Origin of the sequence: Burkholderia sp. BCC0044, assembly GCF_902832955.1 — a bacterium.
Lineage (GTDB): Bacteria > Pseudomonadota > Gammaproteobacteria > Burkholderiales > Burkholderiaceae > Burkholderia.
The window spans coordinates 1296972-1311586 of the sequence record NZ_CADFDO010000002.1 but is presented as its reverse complement, the minus strand read 5'-3'; the positions used below and the strand labels follow the sequence as shown (position 1 = coordinate 1311586).

15 protein-coding genes are annotated in these 14615 nt (G+C 68.1%); 10 read left to right on the top strand and 5 right to left on the bottom strand.

Going from position 1 to position 14615, the window contains the following annotated elements; all coding sequences use genetic code 11:
• Nucleotides 1–6: 6 nt before the first annotated feature.
• On the top strand, nt 7–798 hold the full coding sequence (locus HWX14_RS14325; protein ID WP_175883310.1) for a uracil permease: 792 nt from the start codon (nt 7–9) through the stop codon (nt 796–798).
• 73 nt (nt 799–871) lie between these two features.
• On the opposite strand, the gene HWX14_RS14320 is transcribed toward HWX14_RS14325, so the two are convergent.
• Both HWX14_RS14320 and HWX14_RS14315 read right to left on the bottom strand, forming a co-directional pair.
• Nucleotides 872–1594: a haloacid dehalogenase type II gene (locus HWX14_RS14320; protein ID WP_175883309.1), complete on the bottom strand. Its 723-nt coding sequence runs from the start codon at nt 1592–1594 to the stop codon at nt 872–874.
• A gap of 218 nt (nt 1595–1812) precedes the next feature.
• Nucleotides 1813–2451, bottom strand: coding sequence for a hydrolase (locus tag HWX14_RS14315; protein WP_175883308.1), 639 nt, complete (start codon nt 2449–2451; stop codon nt 1813–1815).
• A 120-nt stretch (nt 2452–2571) separates the two neighbouring features.
• On the opposite strand from HWX14_RS14315, the gene HWX14_RS14310 reads away from it, so the two are divergent.
• Both HWX14_RS14310 and HWX14_RS14305 read left to right on the top strand, forming a co-directional pair.
• A complete protein-coding gene (locus tag HWX14_RS14310) occupies nt 2572–3465 on the top strand; it encodes a LysR substrate-binding domain-containing protein (RefSeq protein WP_175883307.1) in 894 nt (297 codons plus the stop codon).
• 267 nt (nt 3466–3732) lie between these two features.
• Nucleotides 3733–5982, top strand: a complete 2250-nt coding sequence (locus tag HWX14_RS14305) for an EAL domain-containing protein (protein WP_175883306.1) — start codon at nt 3733–3735, stop codon at nt 5980–5982.
• An 81-nt stretch (nt 5983–6063) separates the two neighbouring features.
• Here HWX14_RS14305 and HWX14_RS14300 read toward each other — a convergent pair whose 3' ends face one another.
• Complete coding sequence (locus tag HWX14_RS14300; protein WP_175883305.1) at nt 6064–7125, bottom strand: diguanylate cyclase; 1062 nt, start codon at nt 7123–7125, stop codon at nt 6064–6066.
• 67 nt (nt 7126–7192) lie between these two features.
• Nucleotides 7193–8197: a chemotaxis response regulator protein-glutamate methylesterase gene (locus tag HWX14_RS14295; protein ID WP_175883304.1), complete on the bottom strand. Its 1005-nt coding sequence runs from the start codon at nt 8195–8197 to the stop codon at nt 7193–7195.
• Between the two features lie 313 nt (nt 8198–8510).
• Between HWX14_RS14295 and HWX14_RS14290 the strand changes: the two genes are divergently transcribed.
• Nucleotides 8511–8939: a hypothetical protein gene (locus tag HWX14_RS14290; RefSeq protein ID WP_175883303.1), complete on the top strand. Its 429-nt coding sequence runs from the start codon at nt 8511–8513 to the stop codon at nt 8937–8939.
• Between the two features lie 51 nt (nt 8940–8990).
• Here HWX14_RS14290 and HWX14_RS14285 read toward each other — a convergent pair whose 3' ends face one another.
• Nucleotides 8991–9215 carry a hypothetical protein gene (locus tag HWX14_RS14285; RefSeq protein ID WP_050013757.1) on the bottom strand — a complete coding sequence of 75 codons (225 nt, stop codon included), beginning with the start codon at nt 9213–9215 and terminating at the stop codon, nt 8991–8993.
• A gap of 274 nt (nt 9216–9489) precedes the next feature.
• On the opposite strand from HWX14_RS14285, the gene HWX14_RS14280 reads away from it, so the two are divergent.
• The 6 genes from HWX14_RS14280 (at nt 9490) to HWX14_RS14255 (ending at nt 14608) form a co-directional block, all read left to right on the top strand.
• Nucleotides 9490–10179, top strand: coding sequence for a DUF969 domain-containing protein (locus tag HWX14_RS14280; protein WP_175883302.1), 690 nt, complete (start codon nt 9490–9492; stop codon nt 10177–10179).
• On the top strand, nt 10176–11126 hold the full coding sequence (locus HWX14_RS14275) for a DUF979 domain-containing protein (RefSeq protein WP_175883301.1): 951 nt from the start codon (nt 10176–10178) through the stop codon (nt 11124–11126). The genes HWX14_RS14280 and HWX14_RS14275 overlap by 4 nt, the downstream gene beginning before the upstream one ends.
• A 19-nt stretch (nt 11127–11145) precedes the next feature.
• The gene (locus tag HWX14_RS14270) at nt 11146–12168 is read left to right on the top strand and encodes a DUF2891 domain-containing protein (protein WP_175883300.1); all 1023 of its coding nucleotides are present in this window, start codon (nt 11146–11148) and stop codon (nt 12166–12168) included.
• A 116-nt stretch (nt 12169–12284) separates the two neighbouring features.
• Nucleotides 12285–12608 carry a hypothetical protein gene (locus HWX14_RS14265; RefSeq protein WP_175883299.1) on the top strand — a complete coding sequence of 108 codons (324 nt, stop codon included), beginning with the start codon at nt 12285–12287 and terminating at the stop codon, nt 12606–12608.
• A 189-nt stretch (nt 12609–12797) separates the two neighbouring features.
• On the top strand, nt 12798–13235 hold the full coding sequence (locus HWX14_RS14260; protein ID WP_175883586.1) for a DUF4279 domain-containing protein: 438 nt from the start codon (nt 12798–12800) through the stop codon (nt 13233–13235).
• A gap of 311 nt (nt 13236–13546) precedes the next feature.
• Entirely contained in the window at nt 13547–14608 is a 1062-nt protein-coding gene (locus tag HWX14_RS14255) for an asparaginase (RefSeq protein WP_175883298.1), read from the top strand.
• The last annotated feature ends 7 nt before the right edge of the window (nt 14609–14615 follow it).

The window sequence follows — 14615 nt, the reverse complement described above, 5'->3', positions numbered from 1 at the left end:
GGGCAGATGGCTTTGACGCATGCGGGCAAGGTTTTCGTGGTGTGCGCGGTCGGATTCGGCGTGGCCGCCTACTGGCTCGCGTCGCGCATGGTGCGCCGACAGACGGGCGGCCAGCGCGGTTCCGGCGGCGCGGTCGCGTTCTGGTGGCTCGTGTGTTTTTGCCTGGTGTCGCTGTTTTTCCCGTTCGCGTACTGGATCGGCGACGAGCTTTACGCACTGACGGTGTCGCCGAAATACGAAGCGACCGTCGTGTCCTACGAATCCGCGTGGGACACGTGCGAGCGTCGCGACAGCCGCGGGCGCACCGAAAAGTATCGATGCATCCAGTACACGTCGATCCTGGAAGCCGTGATGCCGGATGGCGAACGCATCGTGATGCCGGGCAACATCCGCTCGGGCGCCGTGCCCGAGATCGGCGAGAAGATCGACGTCGTGTTGCCGCAAGGGGCCCATCAGTGGCACGAACGCAGCGTGCGCAGTATCGGGCTGCTGGCCGGCGGCACGGTGATGGTCGCGATCATCGGGTATTTCGTCTACCTGATCGCGGCGTACGCGGCCGGGAAGAAGATCGACGGCGCGGCCCGCTTCGGCGTGGCGGCGGTGCTGAACGGGCTCGTGCCGCTCGGCGCGCTGCTGATGGAAATCGCATTCCTGAGCGTGCCGTACCGCTACTGGGCGCACGGGAATCCGCAGCAATGGCCGGTATGGGTGCTCGCGCTGTGCATGCTGTTCGCGCTGGCGCTGCTGCCGTTGCTGCTCATCTACGCGCGAACCGCATGGCGGGCGGTCGTGAAGTAACGGCGGTGCGGCATGCCGGTGCCGCGCCCCGCGATCGCGGCGCCGGGGCGGGGGCGGGCTGCGCCGCTGGTACTCAAGCCGGACACTCGAGCCGATCCGCCAGTTCGTTCAGGTCCCTGACGTCGAAATCCCACGCCTCGTCGGCTTGCAGGTCGGTCGTCTGGCCGGGCCCGTGCTCGGTCGGCCGCAGCACGAATGCAGTCGACAATCCGAGCCGGCGCGCGGCGGCCAGATCGCCGTTGTGCGCGGCCACCAGGCACAGCTCGGCCGGGGCAACGCCGAGGATCTCGACCGCTTCGGTGTAGACGGCGGGAGACGGCTTGTACGCGCGGGCAACCTCGGCGCCGAGAATCGCGTCCCACGGCAGCCCGCCATGCTTCGCGACGTCGACCATCAGCCGGATATTGCCGTTCGACAGCGGCGCGATGATGTAGCGCTGCTTCAGCCGGCGCAGCCCGGCGACGGCATCGGGCCACGGATCGAGCCGGTGCCACGCGAGATTGAGTGCGTCGATGTCGGCGTCGGGCACGTCGACGATCCCGAAACGGTCGAGCGTGCGCACCAGGTTCTCGCGATGCAGCACGTCGAGCCGCACGTAGCGGCGGCGTCCGCTGCGGATTTCTTCCATCGACGGCGAATATTCGGCGCGCCACGCATCGGCGAACGCGAACGGATCGAGCGTCGGCGCGTGGCGGTCCAGGAACGCGGCGGCGCCGCGTGCGACACCGCTTCTCCAGTCGACGATCGTTCCGAAGACATCGAAAACGAGCGCCTTGATTTCGGCAGGGTTCGTCATGGTGATCCAGTGAAGGTCGTTCGATGAGGGTTCACATCGCCGTGCCGCCGGATGGCGCGGCGCCGGTTCGATCGACATTGAATCACGGATACGAAAACGCGGCCGGGGAGGCCGCGATGCGGGGGCGCGCGCGCCGGTCGCGCCGGCGCAACGGAGCAGGACAAGGGCGCACGGCGCCGTCCGGACAGCGCCGGCCGCCGCGCGCTCCCCCGGACCAATCAGCTCTTGTCGTACGAGAACTGGATGCCGGCCGTGCCGCCGGTTTCGATGAATAGGTTCACGAACGCCGGCACGGTGGCGCTGCGCGCCCAGTCGCGCTGCAATTCGCAGAACAGTTGCGCGACGCTGATCATCTTGCCGCCGGCCTGCTCGATGCGACGCAGCGCGGCTTCGTGCGCGGCGACCGACGTGCCGCCGACCGCATCGACGACCACGTACACCTCGTAGCCGGCCTTCAGCGCGTCGAGCGCCGGGAACGTCAGGCACGCTTCGGTCCACAGCGCGGTCATGATCAGTTTCTTGCGGCCGGTCGCTTCGACCGCCTGGCGGAACTCGACGTCTTCCCACGAGTTGATGCTTGTGCGGTCGTAGGTCGGATAGCCTTCGAGCGCCGCGCGCAATTGCGGGATCGGCGGCTTGTTCAGCCCCGTCTTCACGTTGACGGTCGAGTGGATGATCGGCAGGTCGTACGCGACGGCCGCCTTCGATGCGCCGACGATGTTGTTGATCAGCAGCTGGCGATCCATCGACGCGATGGAGTTCACCTGGACCGGCTGGTAATCGATGACGATGAACGCGGAATTCTGCGGGGTGAGCAGGGGGTCGTTCGCGGGGTCGCGAATCGGTTCGCTTGCCATGGTTGCCTCCAGAGAGAGTTCGGGAATGTGAAGGGACACGCCGAAACACGATGCTATGCGTGCAACAACCGGCGTTCCAGTCCCTTAAAATGCCGTCAGTGTTCTATGAATGGAACAATCATGGATGACCTGAACGACCTCTACTATTTCGTGAAAGTGGTTGAACACGGCGGGTTCACGCAGGCCGGGCGCGCGCTGGACGTGCCGAAATCGACGCTGAGCCGGCGCATCGCCGCGCTGGAGGCGCGGTACGACGTGCGGCTGCTGCAGCGCACGACGCGCCATTTCACGGTCACGGAAACGGGGCGCGAATTCTACGAGCGCTGTCTCGCCGTGCTGGTCGAAGCCGACGCCGCGCGCGAGGTGATCGAGCGCCGCCACGCGCAGCCGCGCGGCATCGTGCGCGTGAGCTGCCCGACCGCGTTGCTCGAATACCGCGTGAGCGAACTCGTCGCCCGTTTCATGGCGATTCATCCGCAGGTGCACGTGCACCTCGAGGCGACGAATCGGCGCGTCGACCTGTTGAGCGAAGGATTCGACCTGGCGCTGCGCGTGCGCTTTCCGCCGCTGGAGGACAGCGATCTCGTGATGCGCGTGCTCGCCGACAGCCCGCAGCGGCTGGTGGCCGCGCCGCAGTGGCTGGCCGGGCGCCCCGCGCCGTCGGACCCGGCGGAATTGATCGGCGCGCCGAGCCTCGACTGGGGGCCGGCGCGGCAACACGTGTGGCAGCTGGTCGGGCCGAACGGCGAGCATGCGCAGTTGCGCCACCACCCGCGCTTCGTGACCGACGACATGCACGCGCTGCGCGATGCGGCGATTCATGGCGTCGGCATCGTGCAACTGCCGTGCATGGTCGTCGAGGACGACCTGCGCAACGGCACGCTGGTCGACGTGCTGCCCGGCTGGGCGCCGAAGGGCGGCGTGGTGCACGCGGTGTTTCCGTCGCGGCGCGGGTTGTTGCCGCGCGTGCGCCTGCTGATCGACTTCCTGGCCGAACATATCCGGAAGGATTGACGGTCGGCGCGCGCGCCATCGTGCGGCGCAGCAACCCGTCGGCGCACCGGCCGCAGCCTGCAGGCCACGCGGCAACCGAGCGTAAACCCCTGATGCAAGCAGGCACGCCGATCGTCACGGATTGGTGTTAAATATATTTCGGCGCGCCCTGGCTCGGCGCGCAAACGGGGCACCGGGCGTCGGCATAAACCCGGGGCGGGACAGGGCACGAAATATCGATAACGAATCGGGCGCATCAGACCCGGTCGGACAGACGGCAGGATTCACTTGAATACCGAACCGCAAAGTTCTCGCTACAGCCTCGGGCTCGCCGCAGAAGTGCTCGCGTCCGAGCAGAGCGTACTGAGGCTGATCACACGCAACACGCCGCTGCCGGAGCTGTTGGTCGAGGTTTGCCGGCGTGCCGAGGCTTTGCTCGGCGACGGCGCGTCGTGCACGATCCTGCTGCTCGATACGGACGGCGTGCACGTGCGCGTCGGCGCGGCGCCGTCGCTGCCCGCGCAGTACAGCGCGGCGATCGACGGCGCGACGATCGGCCCCGCGGCCGGCTCGTGCGGCACCGCGATGTACGAGCGTCGAATGGTCACCGTCGAGGACATCGAAACCGATCCGCTGTGGGCCGACTACCGCGCCATCGCATTGCCGCTGGGCTTGCGCGCGTGCTGGTCGGTGCCGTTCCTCGACGACGCGGGCGTCGTGCTCGGCGCATTCGCCGTCTATCATCGCCGGCCGTGCCGGCCGAGCGACGAGGAAACCGGGCTGTTGCGCGATATCGGCAACAGCGTCGGCCTCGCGGTGCACCAGGACCGGATCGCGCGGCAGCTCGCGCGCAGCGAGGAACATCACCGGCTCGTCGTCAACAGCCTGAACGAGGGCATCCTCGTCGTGTCGCGCGAAGGCGTCGTGATCGCCAGCAATCCGAGCGCGAACCGGATGATGCGCGTGAAGGGCGAACTCGTCGGCCGCCGGCTGTCCACGGTGATCCTGCGCAAGCTGCGCGAGGACGGCACGCCGATCGACCCGCACGACTGGCCGAGCCGGCGCGCGCTCGAGACGGCCACGCCGATGCTCGACTACACGGTCGGCTTCGGTCTCGCCGACGGCGACATCATCTGGGTGCGCGGCAACGCGGTGCCGATCGTGAGGCCGGGCGAGACGCAGGCCGATTCGGTGCTCGTGTCGTTCAACGACATCGGCCCCGTGCGCGAAGCGCAGCAGCAGTTGCGGTATCTTGCGACCCGCGACGCGCTGACGGGCCTCTACAACCGCCGCTGGCTCGCCGACCGCATGCGCGAGCTGTTCGGTGTGCGCGATGCGGCGGCCGGGCCCGCGCGCGTCGCGATCCTGTTCATCGATCTGGTCGGCTTCAAGAAGGTCAACGACACGGCCGGCCACGACGCGGGCGACGCATTGCTGCGCAGCGTCGCGGCGCGGCTCGCGGCCTGCGCGGACGGCCGCTATGCGCTCACGCGCGTCGGCGGCGACGAGTTCGTGATCCTCGTCGACGACTGCGACGATCCCGAGCGTCTCGCGGTGCTCGCGCGCGAGGTCATCGAGGCGATCGCGAAGCCGTTCGCGATCGCGAACAACGAATACTGGCTCGGGGTATCGATCGGCATCAGCGTCGCGCCGCGCGACGGCGACGACGCGGTGACGCTGATGCGCAACGCCGATTCGGCGATGTACGACGCGAAGCAGCACGGCCGCAATCACTTCACGTTCTTCACCGCGCAGCTCAACCTGCGGCTGCAGCGCCGCTTCGCGATCGAGCAGTCGCTGCGGCGCGCGCTCGCGTCGGACATGCTGCGGCTCGCATATCAGCCGGTCGTCGACGCGCGCAGCGGCCGCACGGTCGGCGCCGAGGCGCTGCTGCGCTGGACGAGCCCCGAGCTCGGGCCGATGTCGCCGGCGGAATTCATCCCGGTCGCGGAGGATACGGGGCTGATCGTCGCGATCGGCCAGTGGGTGCTCGAAACCGCGTGCCGGCAGGTGGCCGAGTGGCGCCGCACGATCGCGCCGGACCTGATGCTGGCCGTCAACCTGTCGCCGCGGCAGTTCCACGAAGGGCTCGTCGAATCGGTCGCGCGCTGTCTCGCGCAAACGCGGCTCGATCCGTCCGCGCTCGAGCTGGAGATCACCGAAGGCGTGCTGATGAACGACACGGACACCGTGCTGCCGATGCTCGAAGCGCTCACGGACATGAACGTGCGGATCTCGGTCGACGATTTCGGCACCGGCTATTCGTCGCTCGCGTACCTGAAGCGCTTTCCGCTGCACAACCTGAAGGTCGACCGCTCGTTCGTGTCGGGCGTGCCCGATCATCACGACTCGGTCGCGATCACGCAGGCGGTCGTCGCGATGGCGCACTCGCTCGGGATGAAGGTCACGGCCGAAGGCGTGGAGACGCAGGCGCAGTCGCGGTTCCTGCAGCAGATCGGCTGCGATATGCAGCAGGGCTATCTGTTCAGCCGCCCGCTGGACCCGAACGACTACGCGCGCCGGCTCGGCGCCGCGTGAGCGCGGCGCGTTCGGCGGGTGTGCCGCCGGGGCCCGTTATCGGCGTGAAGAAGCAGCGTGAACGATCAGCGTGAACCGGCCCTAGGACGCGCCGAACCCACCCGCGCCCGGCGGTGGCGGCGGCGAATCGATCTCGACGCGGTTCTTGCCTTCGTGCTTCGCGCGATAGAGCGCGCGGTCGGCCGCCTCGATCAGCACGGTCGTCGACAGGCCGGGCGCGGGCACGATGCTCGCGCCGCCGATGCTGATCGTCACGATGTGGTTGCCCGTCGACGAATGCGCGTGCCGCACGCGCAGCGCCTCGACCGCGAGCCGGATCTTCTCGCCGAGCAGCCGCGCGGCGCCCGGCGACGAGCCCGGCATCACGACCGCGAATTCCTCGCCGCCGAAGCGCGCGGCGAGATCGCCCGACTGCCCGAGGCAGCGCTCGATCGTCGCGGCGATCTGCTTGAGCACGCTGTCGCCCGACACGTGCCCGTACGTGTCGTTGTACAGCTTGAAGTTGTCGACGTCGATCATCAGCAGCGACAGCTCGCTGCGCTCGCGCGTGCCGCGCCGCCACTCGGCGGCCAGGTATTCGTCGAGATAGCGCCGGTTCGACAGCCCGGTCAGGCCGTCGGAATGCGTGAGGCGCCGCAGTTCGAGATTGGCCTCCAGCAGTTGCTGCTGCGACTGCCGCAGCGCGCGATAGGCTTCGTCACGCTGCAGCAGGTTCATGTATGAGCGCGAGTGGTAGCGGATGCGCGCGACGAGTTCGATGCGATCGGGCAGCTTGACCAGGTAGTCGTTCGCGCCGCACGCGAACGCGGCGCTCTTGATCACCGGTTCTTCCTGCGTCGACAGCACGATGATCGGCACGTCGCGCGTCGCCGGATTCGCGCGGTACGCCTTCACGAGGCTCAGCCCGTCGATGCCCGGCATCACGAGATCCTGCAGGATCACGGTCGGGCGCGTCTCGATCGCGGTGGCCATCGCGTCGTCCGAGCGCGGGCAGTAGTGGAAGTCGATGCCTTCCTCGTCGACGAGCGCGCGCCGCACGGCTTCCGCGACGATGGTCTGGTCGTCGACCAGCAGCACCATCGCCGGCGCGTCGGCGGGCGACCCGGTCGGGCCGCCCGGCGGGCGAGTCAGGTCAATCGTCATGGTCGATGCGGGTTGTTGCGGTCGTTGCAGGGGCAGCCATGGGCGTTGCGCGCGGTCATCGTCGGGCTCAGATCCGCGCGAGCGCTGCCAGCTCGCCGGCGATCCGCCCGAGCGGCAGGATCGCGCGCGCCGCGCCGAGCGTCGCGGCCGCCTTCGGCATCCCGTACACGGCGCTGGTCGCCTCGTCCTGCGCGATCGTATGGTAGCCCTTCATCCGCAGCGCCTTCAGGCCGATCGCGCCGTCGCGTCCCATTCCCGTGAGCAGGACGCCGATCACGCGGCCGGGCCAGTGCTCGGTCAGGCTGTTGAAGAACACGTCGACCGACGGACGATACGGCGTGGCGGCCGGTTCCCGCGTGTATTCGAGCGTGCCGGCGCGCGTGATGCGCAGGTGATCGTCGGTCGCGGCGAGCAGCGCGACGCCCGGCTGCGGGCGGTCGCCTTCGCGCGCGACGCGCACGGTGAGCCGGGTCTGGCCGTCGAGCCATTGCGCCATGCCTTCGGCGAACGCGCGATCGACGTGCTGCACGATCACGATCGGCGCATTGAAATCGGCCGGCAGGCTGCCGAGGATCGACGCGAGCGCGCCAGGGCCGCCGGCCGATGCGCCGATCGCGATCAGCGGGCCGGCGCCGCCGCGCGCGGCCGCGCCGGCGATGCGCGTGCCGCCCGGCGCGTCGAGCAGGCGGCCGATCTGGTCGATCTTCGCGAGCAGCAGTTTCGTCGTGTCGCCGGCCGCGCCGTCGCCGAGCCGCGGCGTATCGACCGCGTCGAGCGCGCCGGCGCCCATCGCCTCGAACACGCGCCACGCGTTCGCGCCGATGCAGCTCGTCACGATCAGGATCGCGCACGGTCGTTCGGAGCGCATGATCCGCCGCGTCGCTTCGATCCCGTCGAATTTCGGCATGATCAGATCCATCAGCACGATGTCGGGCGGCTGCGCGGCGCACAGTTCGACGGCCTGCGCGCCGTCGGTCGCGACCCACAGCACGCGGTGCTCGGGCCGTCGCGCGATCGCGCGGCGCATCGCCTCGACGGCAAGCGGGAGGTCGTTGACGATGCCGATGTTCACAAGCGGAATTCTCCGGTCGGTTCGTAGTGTTGTTGGAGGTGGGCCGGGTTCATGGAAGGTGCAGCCTGCTCGGCGCGGCCGGGCGGCATCGGCGGCCGGACGGCGCGGCATTCTTTTGGTTGACGACGCCCGAATGCTGTCATGCGGCGCGGGCGGCGGCAATCGAAAAATTTGCGCATTGCGCCGTTTCAGTGCGTTTCCTCTATGGCGATGCCGCATTGCCTGCAAGCGGGCCAGTCGATCCTGTCCAGACAGGCCGCGAAAGTCCGCATGTTACCGTGCCGGCATCGACCAAAAGAAAGGAGAGAACCGGATGACCGCGCCCGAAACCGTCCTCGTCAGCCGCGACCCGTACGCGCCGATCGTGATCGAGCAGGACGGCCGTTTGCTGTACCGGATCCACATCGAGAGCGGGCACGCGTCGTTCCACCGCGATTTTCCGGTCGAACCCGATGCGGTGCGCGTGCTGCGCGACGATGCCGAACGCTATTACTTCCTGTTCGCGGCGCTTCATCATCCGTACCAGTTGAGCGCGACGAACCTCTCCGACGCGGAGCGCGAGCGTTATTTCAGCACGATCCTGTTCGCCGGCCGCGACGCGGTCGAAGCCTTCATGACGGAACGCGATCGCGCCAGCAACGGCGCGGTGGCGAACCTGCTGAGGATCTTCACGCAGGCCGATTACCGGCAACTGCGCGAGGGCCGGTGGTTCGGCGCGGGCGCGGGCACGCCGGCCGCGTAGCGGGCCGTACCGGGCATCGGGCCGCGCGGCGTCCGCGCGGCCGCCGCGCCGTCAATGGCTGCGCGCGTAGCCCTGGATCAGCGCGCGCATCATCCCTTCGACCGTCGCGTCGCGCAGGTCGTCTTCCTGTTCGGCTTCCTCGACGAGCGCGGCATAGGCGGTCGCGAGCGTCACGCGGTCGACTTCATGGCGCTGCTCCATCAGCGTCACCATCCCGTCCTTCGCCAGATGAGCGGAGAACGCGCGGCTGCCGATGGTCTGGAATACGTCAATCATGGCGGCTCTCCCGTACGTTGCCGATGCTTTTCAGTGTAGTCGGCGTCCCGGGGCCGCGCCACGCACGCGGGCCGGCCGGCCCGATTCATCCGACGAAATGCGCCCGACACACGGCGCGTGCACGGTGTCGGGCGGGTTTCAACGTTTACCCGAACCGGCAAATTGTCGACTTTTTATCGATAAAGTCTCGTGTTAGATTTCGCCGTCCGAGCCCGATGCAAACCGGGCCGGCAGCGCTGCCGACGTGCCGCGCGTCCAGACACAAGGAGGGGAAATGCTGGTGCTGATTGGGGTGCCGATCGTCGTGATCGGCTTCGCGCTGCGCTTCAACGCGCTGCTGGTGGTCACGATCGCGGGCCTCGCGACGGGGCTGGCGGGTGGGCTGAATCTCGTCGACATCGTCAGCGCGTTCGGCAAGGCGTTCACCGAGAACCGCTACATGGGGCTGATCTGGCTCACGCTGCCGGTGATCGCGCTGCTCGAGCGCAACGGGCTCAAGGAGCAGGCGAAGCGGATGATCGCGCGCGTGCAGGCCGCCACCACGGGCCGCGTGCTGGTGCTGTACTTCGTGTTGCGCCAGGCGACGGCCGCGCTCGGCCTCACGTCGCTCGGCGGCCACGCGCAGATGGTGCGGCCGCTGATCGCGCCGATGGCCGAGGCCGCCGCGGTCGGCCGGCACGGCGAGCTGCCCGAGTCGGTGCGCCAGCAGATCCGCGCGCATGCGTCGGGCGCCGACAACGTCGCCGTGTTCTTCGGCGAGGACATCTTCATCGCAATCCAGTCGATCCTGCTGATCAAGGGCTTTCTCGAACAGAACGGCATCGCCATCGAGCCGCTGCACCTGTCGGTGTGGGCGATCCCGACCGCGATCGCCGCGCTGCTGATCCACTGCACGCGCCTCGCGCTGCTCGACCGCCGGCTCGCGCGCGGCTTCGGCCTGGTGGAGCAGGAGGGCGCGCGATGATCGGCCTCGAATCGCTGTATACGCTCGCGGGGCTGATGTTCGCCGCGTTCGCGTACTTCAACCTGACCGACCGCACGAACCCGCGGCGCGTCGTCAATTTCGCGTTCTGGGCCATCTACGCGGCCACGTTCCTGTTCGGCGCGCTGCTGCCGCATTTCGTCATGGGCTGCCTGGCGATCGCGCTCGCGCTGATCGCCGGCTCCGGCAAGCTCGGCCGCGGCCGGTCCGACGAGGCCGGCGAAGCGGCGGCCGTGCGGCGCGAGACGCTCGCGCAGCGCTTCGGCAACCGGCTGTTCCTGCCCGCGCTGCTGATTCCGCTCGTCACGCTGGTCGGCACGTTCGCGCTGAAACTCGTGCCGTTCGTCGAGCCGAAGAGCGTGACGCTGATCTCGCTCGTGCTCGGCACGATCGTCGCGTTCGTCGTCGCGCTCGCGATGCTGCGCGATTCGCCCGTGCATGCGCTGAAGGAAGCGCGCCACACGATGGATGCGGTCGGCTGGGCCGCGATCCTGCCGCAGATGCTCGCGGCGCTCGGCGCGCTGTTCGCGGTGGCCGGCGTCGGCGGCGTGGTGTCGGGGCTCGTGAAGGCGTGGGTGCCGATCGATTCGCCGTTCGCGGTGGTCGCGGCCTATACGGTCGGCATGGCGCTGTTCACGATGATCATGGGCAACGGCTTCGCCGCGTTCCCGGTGATGACGGCCGGCATCGGCCTGCCGCTGATCGTCCATCAGTTCCACGGCAATCCGGCGATCATGGGCGCGATCGGGATGCTGAGCGGCTTCTGCGGTACGCTGATGACGCCGATGGCCGCGAACTTCAACATCGTGCCCGCGGCGCTGCTCGAACTGAAGGACAAGAACGGCGTGATCAAGGCGCAGTGGCCGACGGCCGTGCTGCTGCTGGCCGTGAACACGCTGCTGATGTACGCGTTCGTATTCCGCTTCTGACTCGATGGACGAGATCCTCATGACCGATCGACTCACCCCCGAACTCGCGTCGAAATTCGCGTCGCTCGCGCTTGCGCACCTGACCCGCGAATATCCGAACAAGCTCACGCATGCGCTCGAAGGTCCGCACGACGTGCAGGGGCCGTGCGCATTGCACCCGATCTTCTACGGCAGCTACGACTGGCATTCGTGCGTGCACGGCTACTGGCTCGTGCTGCGCGTGCTCGAACGCTATCCGGCATTGCCGGAGGCCGAGCGCATCGTCGCGATCGTCGACGCGCACTTCACCGATGCTAACGTCGCCGGCGAGCGCGCGTATCTCGCGCGGCCGCACAACGCCGGCTTCGAGCGGCCGTACGGCTGGGCGTGGCTGCTCGCGCTCGCCGCGCAGCTCGAACGGCTGGCGCTGAAGGGCGCGCTGCCGCAGGCCGCGCGCTGGGCGAAGACGATGGCGCCGCTGGCCGACCTGTTCGTGTCGCGCTTCGAGACGTTCCTGCCGAAGGCCACCTATCCGCTGCGCGTCGGCACGCATTTCAATACCGCGTTCGCGCTGGCGCTCGCGCTCGACTTCGCACGCGACACGCAGCGCGACGGGCTCGCCGCGCTGATCGTCGATACCGCGAAGCGCTGGCACCTGAACGACGTCGCATGCCAGGCGTGGGAGCCGTCGGGCGACGAATTCCTGTCGCCCGCGCTGATGGAAGCCGAGCTGATGCGGCGCGTGCTGCCGGCCGCCGAATTCGACGGCTGGTTCGCGCGCTTCCTGCCCGATCTCGCGCAAGGCGAGCCGGCGACGCTGTTCGAGCCGGCGACGGTCAGCGACCGCAGCGACGGCAAGATCGCGCACCTCGACGGGCTGAACCTGAGCCGCGCGTGGTGCCAGCGGTCGCTGGCCGGCGCGCTGCCGGAAGGGGACGCGCGGCGCGCGAAGCTGCTCGACGCGGCCGACCGGCATCTCGCGAGCGCGCTCGTGCACGTGGCCGGCGACTATATGGGCGAGCATTGGCTCGCGACGTTCGCGTTGCTCGCGCTGGACGCGTAGCGCGCGAAACCCCACCGGCGGCAAGGTCTTCGGCGCGCGGCTATACTCGCCGCTCGGGCCGCTTCACGCTGCATGCGTTGCGCGAAGCGCGCCATCCGCCAGTTCGCCGCCTCGCCATGGACAAGCTTATTTCCTACGTTGCCGCGATCCACGGGCTCGCCGGCTCCGTGTCGATCGTGTCGCACGCGACATCGCACGATCGCTGGACCGACGACGACGTCGAGGTCACCCGCGACGAAACCGAATACCGGTTCGACAACGGCGCGATCGTGCGCCGCTCGGTCGAGCAGGACCGTGCGCCGTCCGACCTGCTGTGCGCTGAATGCTGGATCGACTACGACGTGCTGCGCCATCCCGATGCGCAGCCGATCAACCCGTCGCGGTTGACGTTCGACAACGCGTGCCGCGAAACCTTCTGGCTGCGGTACCACTTGGCGTGAACGTGCGCGAATGCCCGAGTGCTTGAGGCCGCATCAGCCGTGCGGCCGGCGAAGCGCGTGCCGGGGATGTCGGGCAGATGCTGCATATCTTGAAGCCTGCAAACGGCTTGGGACCTGCCGACAACGTTATCTTCCACGACAGCGGCGACGTTGAATTCAAAGGCGTAGTTATTGATAACATCCATGACTATGCACGCTGAGTCCCCTCCGCCCTCCGATAGCGCCCTTGCGCACGCGACGTTCATCATTTCATCGGACGGCGTGCACCCGGACACGTGGACCGCTTTCTTCGGCATCTTCCCGAGTCGAACGATCACGAAAGGGAAGCCCTATCTGCTGCCCTCCGGGCGCTTGAGTTCCCGGCCCGGAAAACTCGATCTATGGGCGCTGGAAAGCAAGGCCGGCGTTCAAAGCGATCGGTTGGAGCCGCATCTCCGCTACCTGATCGAACGACTCTCGTTGCCGCGTGAAGATCTTCTCGAGCGTATTGAACAAGCAGGGGCGCGTATGCGGTTCTTCTGTTACTGGGACAACGAGAAAGGTGATCGTACGCCCCACGTGTCGGACGCTACCCGCCAGCTGATTGAATCAGCCGGGGCAGTGATCGAGATCGACGAATATCGATAGCGTCTACGGCTGCTGGCGTCTCCGTGACGCCTGACGCGACGTGCGTACCTCAATCCACTTCCTGCCACGACACAGGCGCGAGCTTGCCGGCAGTTCCCGCTGCAGCGCGCCGCTGAGCGGTAAATAGGTAACGGATCGAAGCGTTTTTGTACTAATTCAGTCAATCTTTCGTGGAAGGCGACCGCCTTTGCGTCGCATGCAACACCGCTTTCCATGACGAACGCCGACGCGCGGCGGCGACGACTCGCTACACTGCCGTACCGGTTGGACGGGCCCCGGCATCAGGCCCGCGAGCAAGGAGACAGAAGAGGATGGACACCCCACGCGCAGCGGTCGTCACGTACCGCGGGAATGCGATCGAGAACACCCACGTCGCCCATGTGGCGGTCGTCGATGCACGCGGCCGGCTGCTGGCCCGGTTCGGCGATCCGTTCCGGATGACGCTCGCGCGGTCGGCGGCCAAGCCGGCCCAGGCGCTGTCGGTGATCGAGACGGGCGCGCCGGAGCGCTTCGGCTTCGACGACGCGGACATCGCGCTGATGTGCGCGTCGCACAGCAGCGAGGAGCGTCACATCGAACGCACGCGCGCAATGCTCGCGAAGGTCGCCGCGCACGAATCGGATCTGCGCTGCGGCGGCCATCCGCCGTTGTCCGACGCGGTGTACCGGGCGTGGATCAAGCGCGACTACACGCCGACCGGCGTCTGCAGCAACTGTTCGGGCAAGCATGTCGGGATGCTGGCCGGCGCGCAGGCGATCGGCGCCGCGATCGCCGATTACCATCTGCCCGACCATCCGATGCAGGTGCGCGTGAAGCAGGTCGTGGCCGACGCATGCGGCCTGCGCGACGACGAGGTCGACTGGGGCATCGACGGCTGCAACCTGCCGACGCCGGCGTTCTCGCTCGATCGGCTGGCGCGCCTGTACGCGTCGCTGGCCGACGGCGCGGACGCAGAGGAAGCGGGCGGCGCGCTCACGGATCGCGTGCGTGCGCTGGCGCGCATTCACCGCGCGATGACCGCTTATCCGGAACTGGTCGCGGGCGAAGGGCGCTATTGCACGGTGCTGATGAACGCATTCGACGGGCAGGTGGTCGGCAAGCTCGGCGCGGATGCATGCTACGGGATCGGCGTGCGCGCGTCGGAACGCACGCGGCAACTCGGCGCGGATGGCGCGCTCGGCATCTCGGTGAAGATCGAGGACGGCAATCTCGACGTGCTGTATATGGTCGTCAGCGAAATCCTCGAGCGGCTGCAGATCGGCACGGCCGCGCAGCGCGCGCAACTGGCCGCGTTCCACCGGCCGCGGATGCTCAACACGCAGGGCGTCGAATTCGGGCACGCGACGTTCCCGTTCGAATTGCAGGCGGCCTGACGCGGTC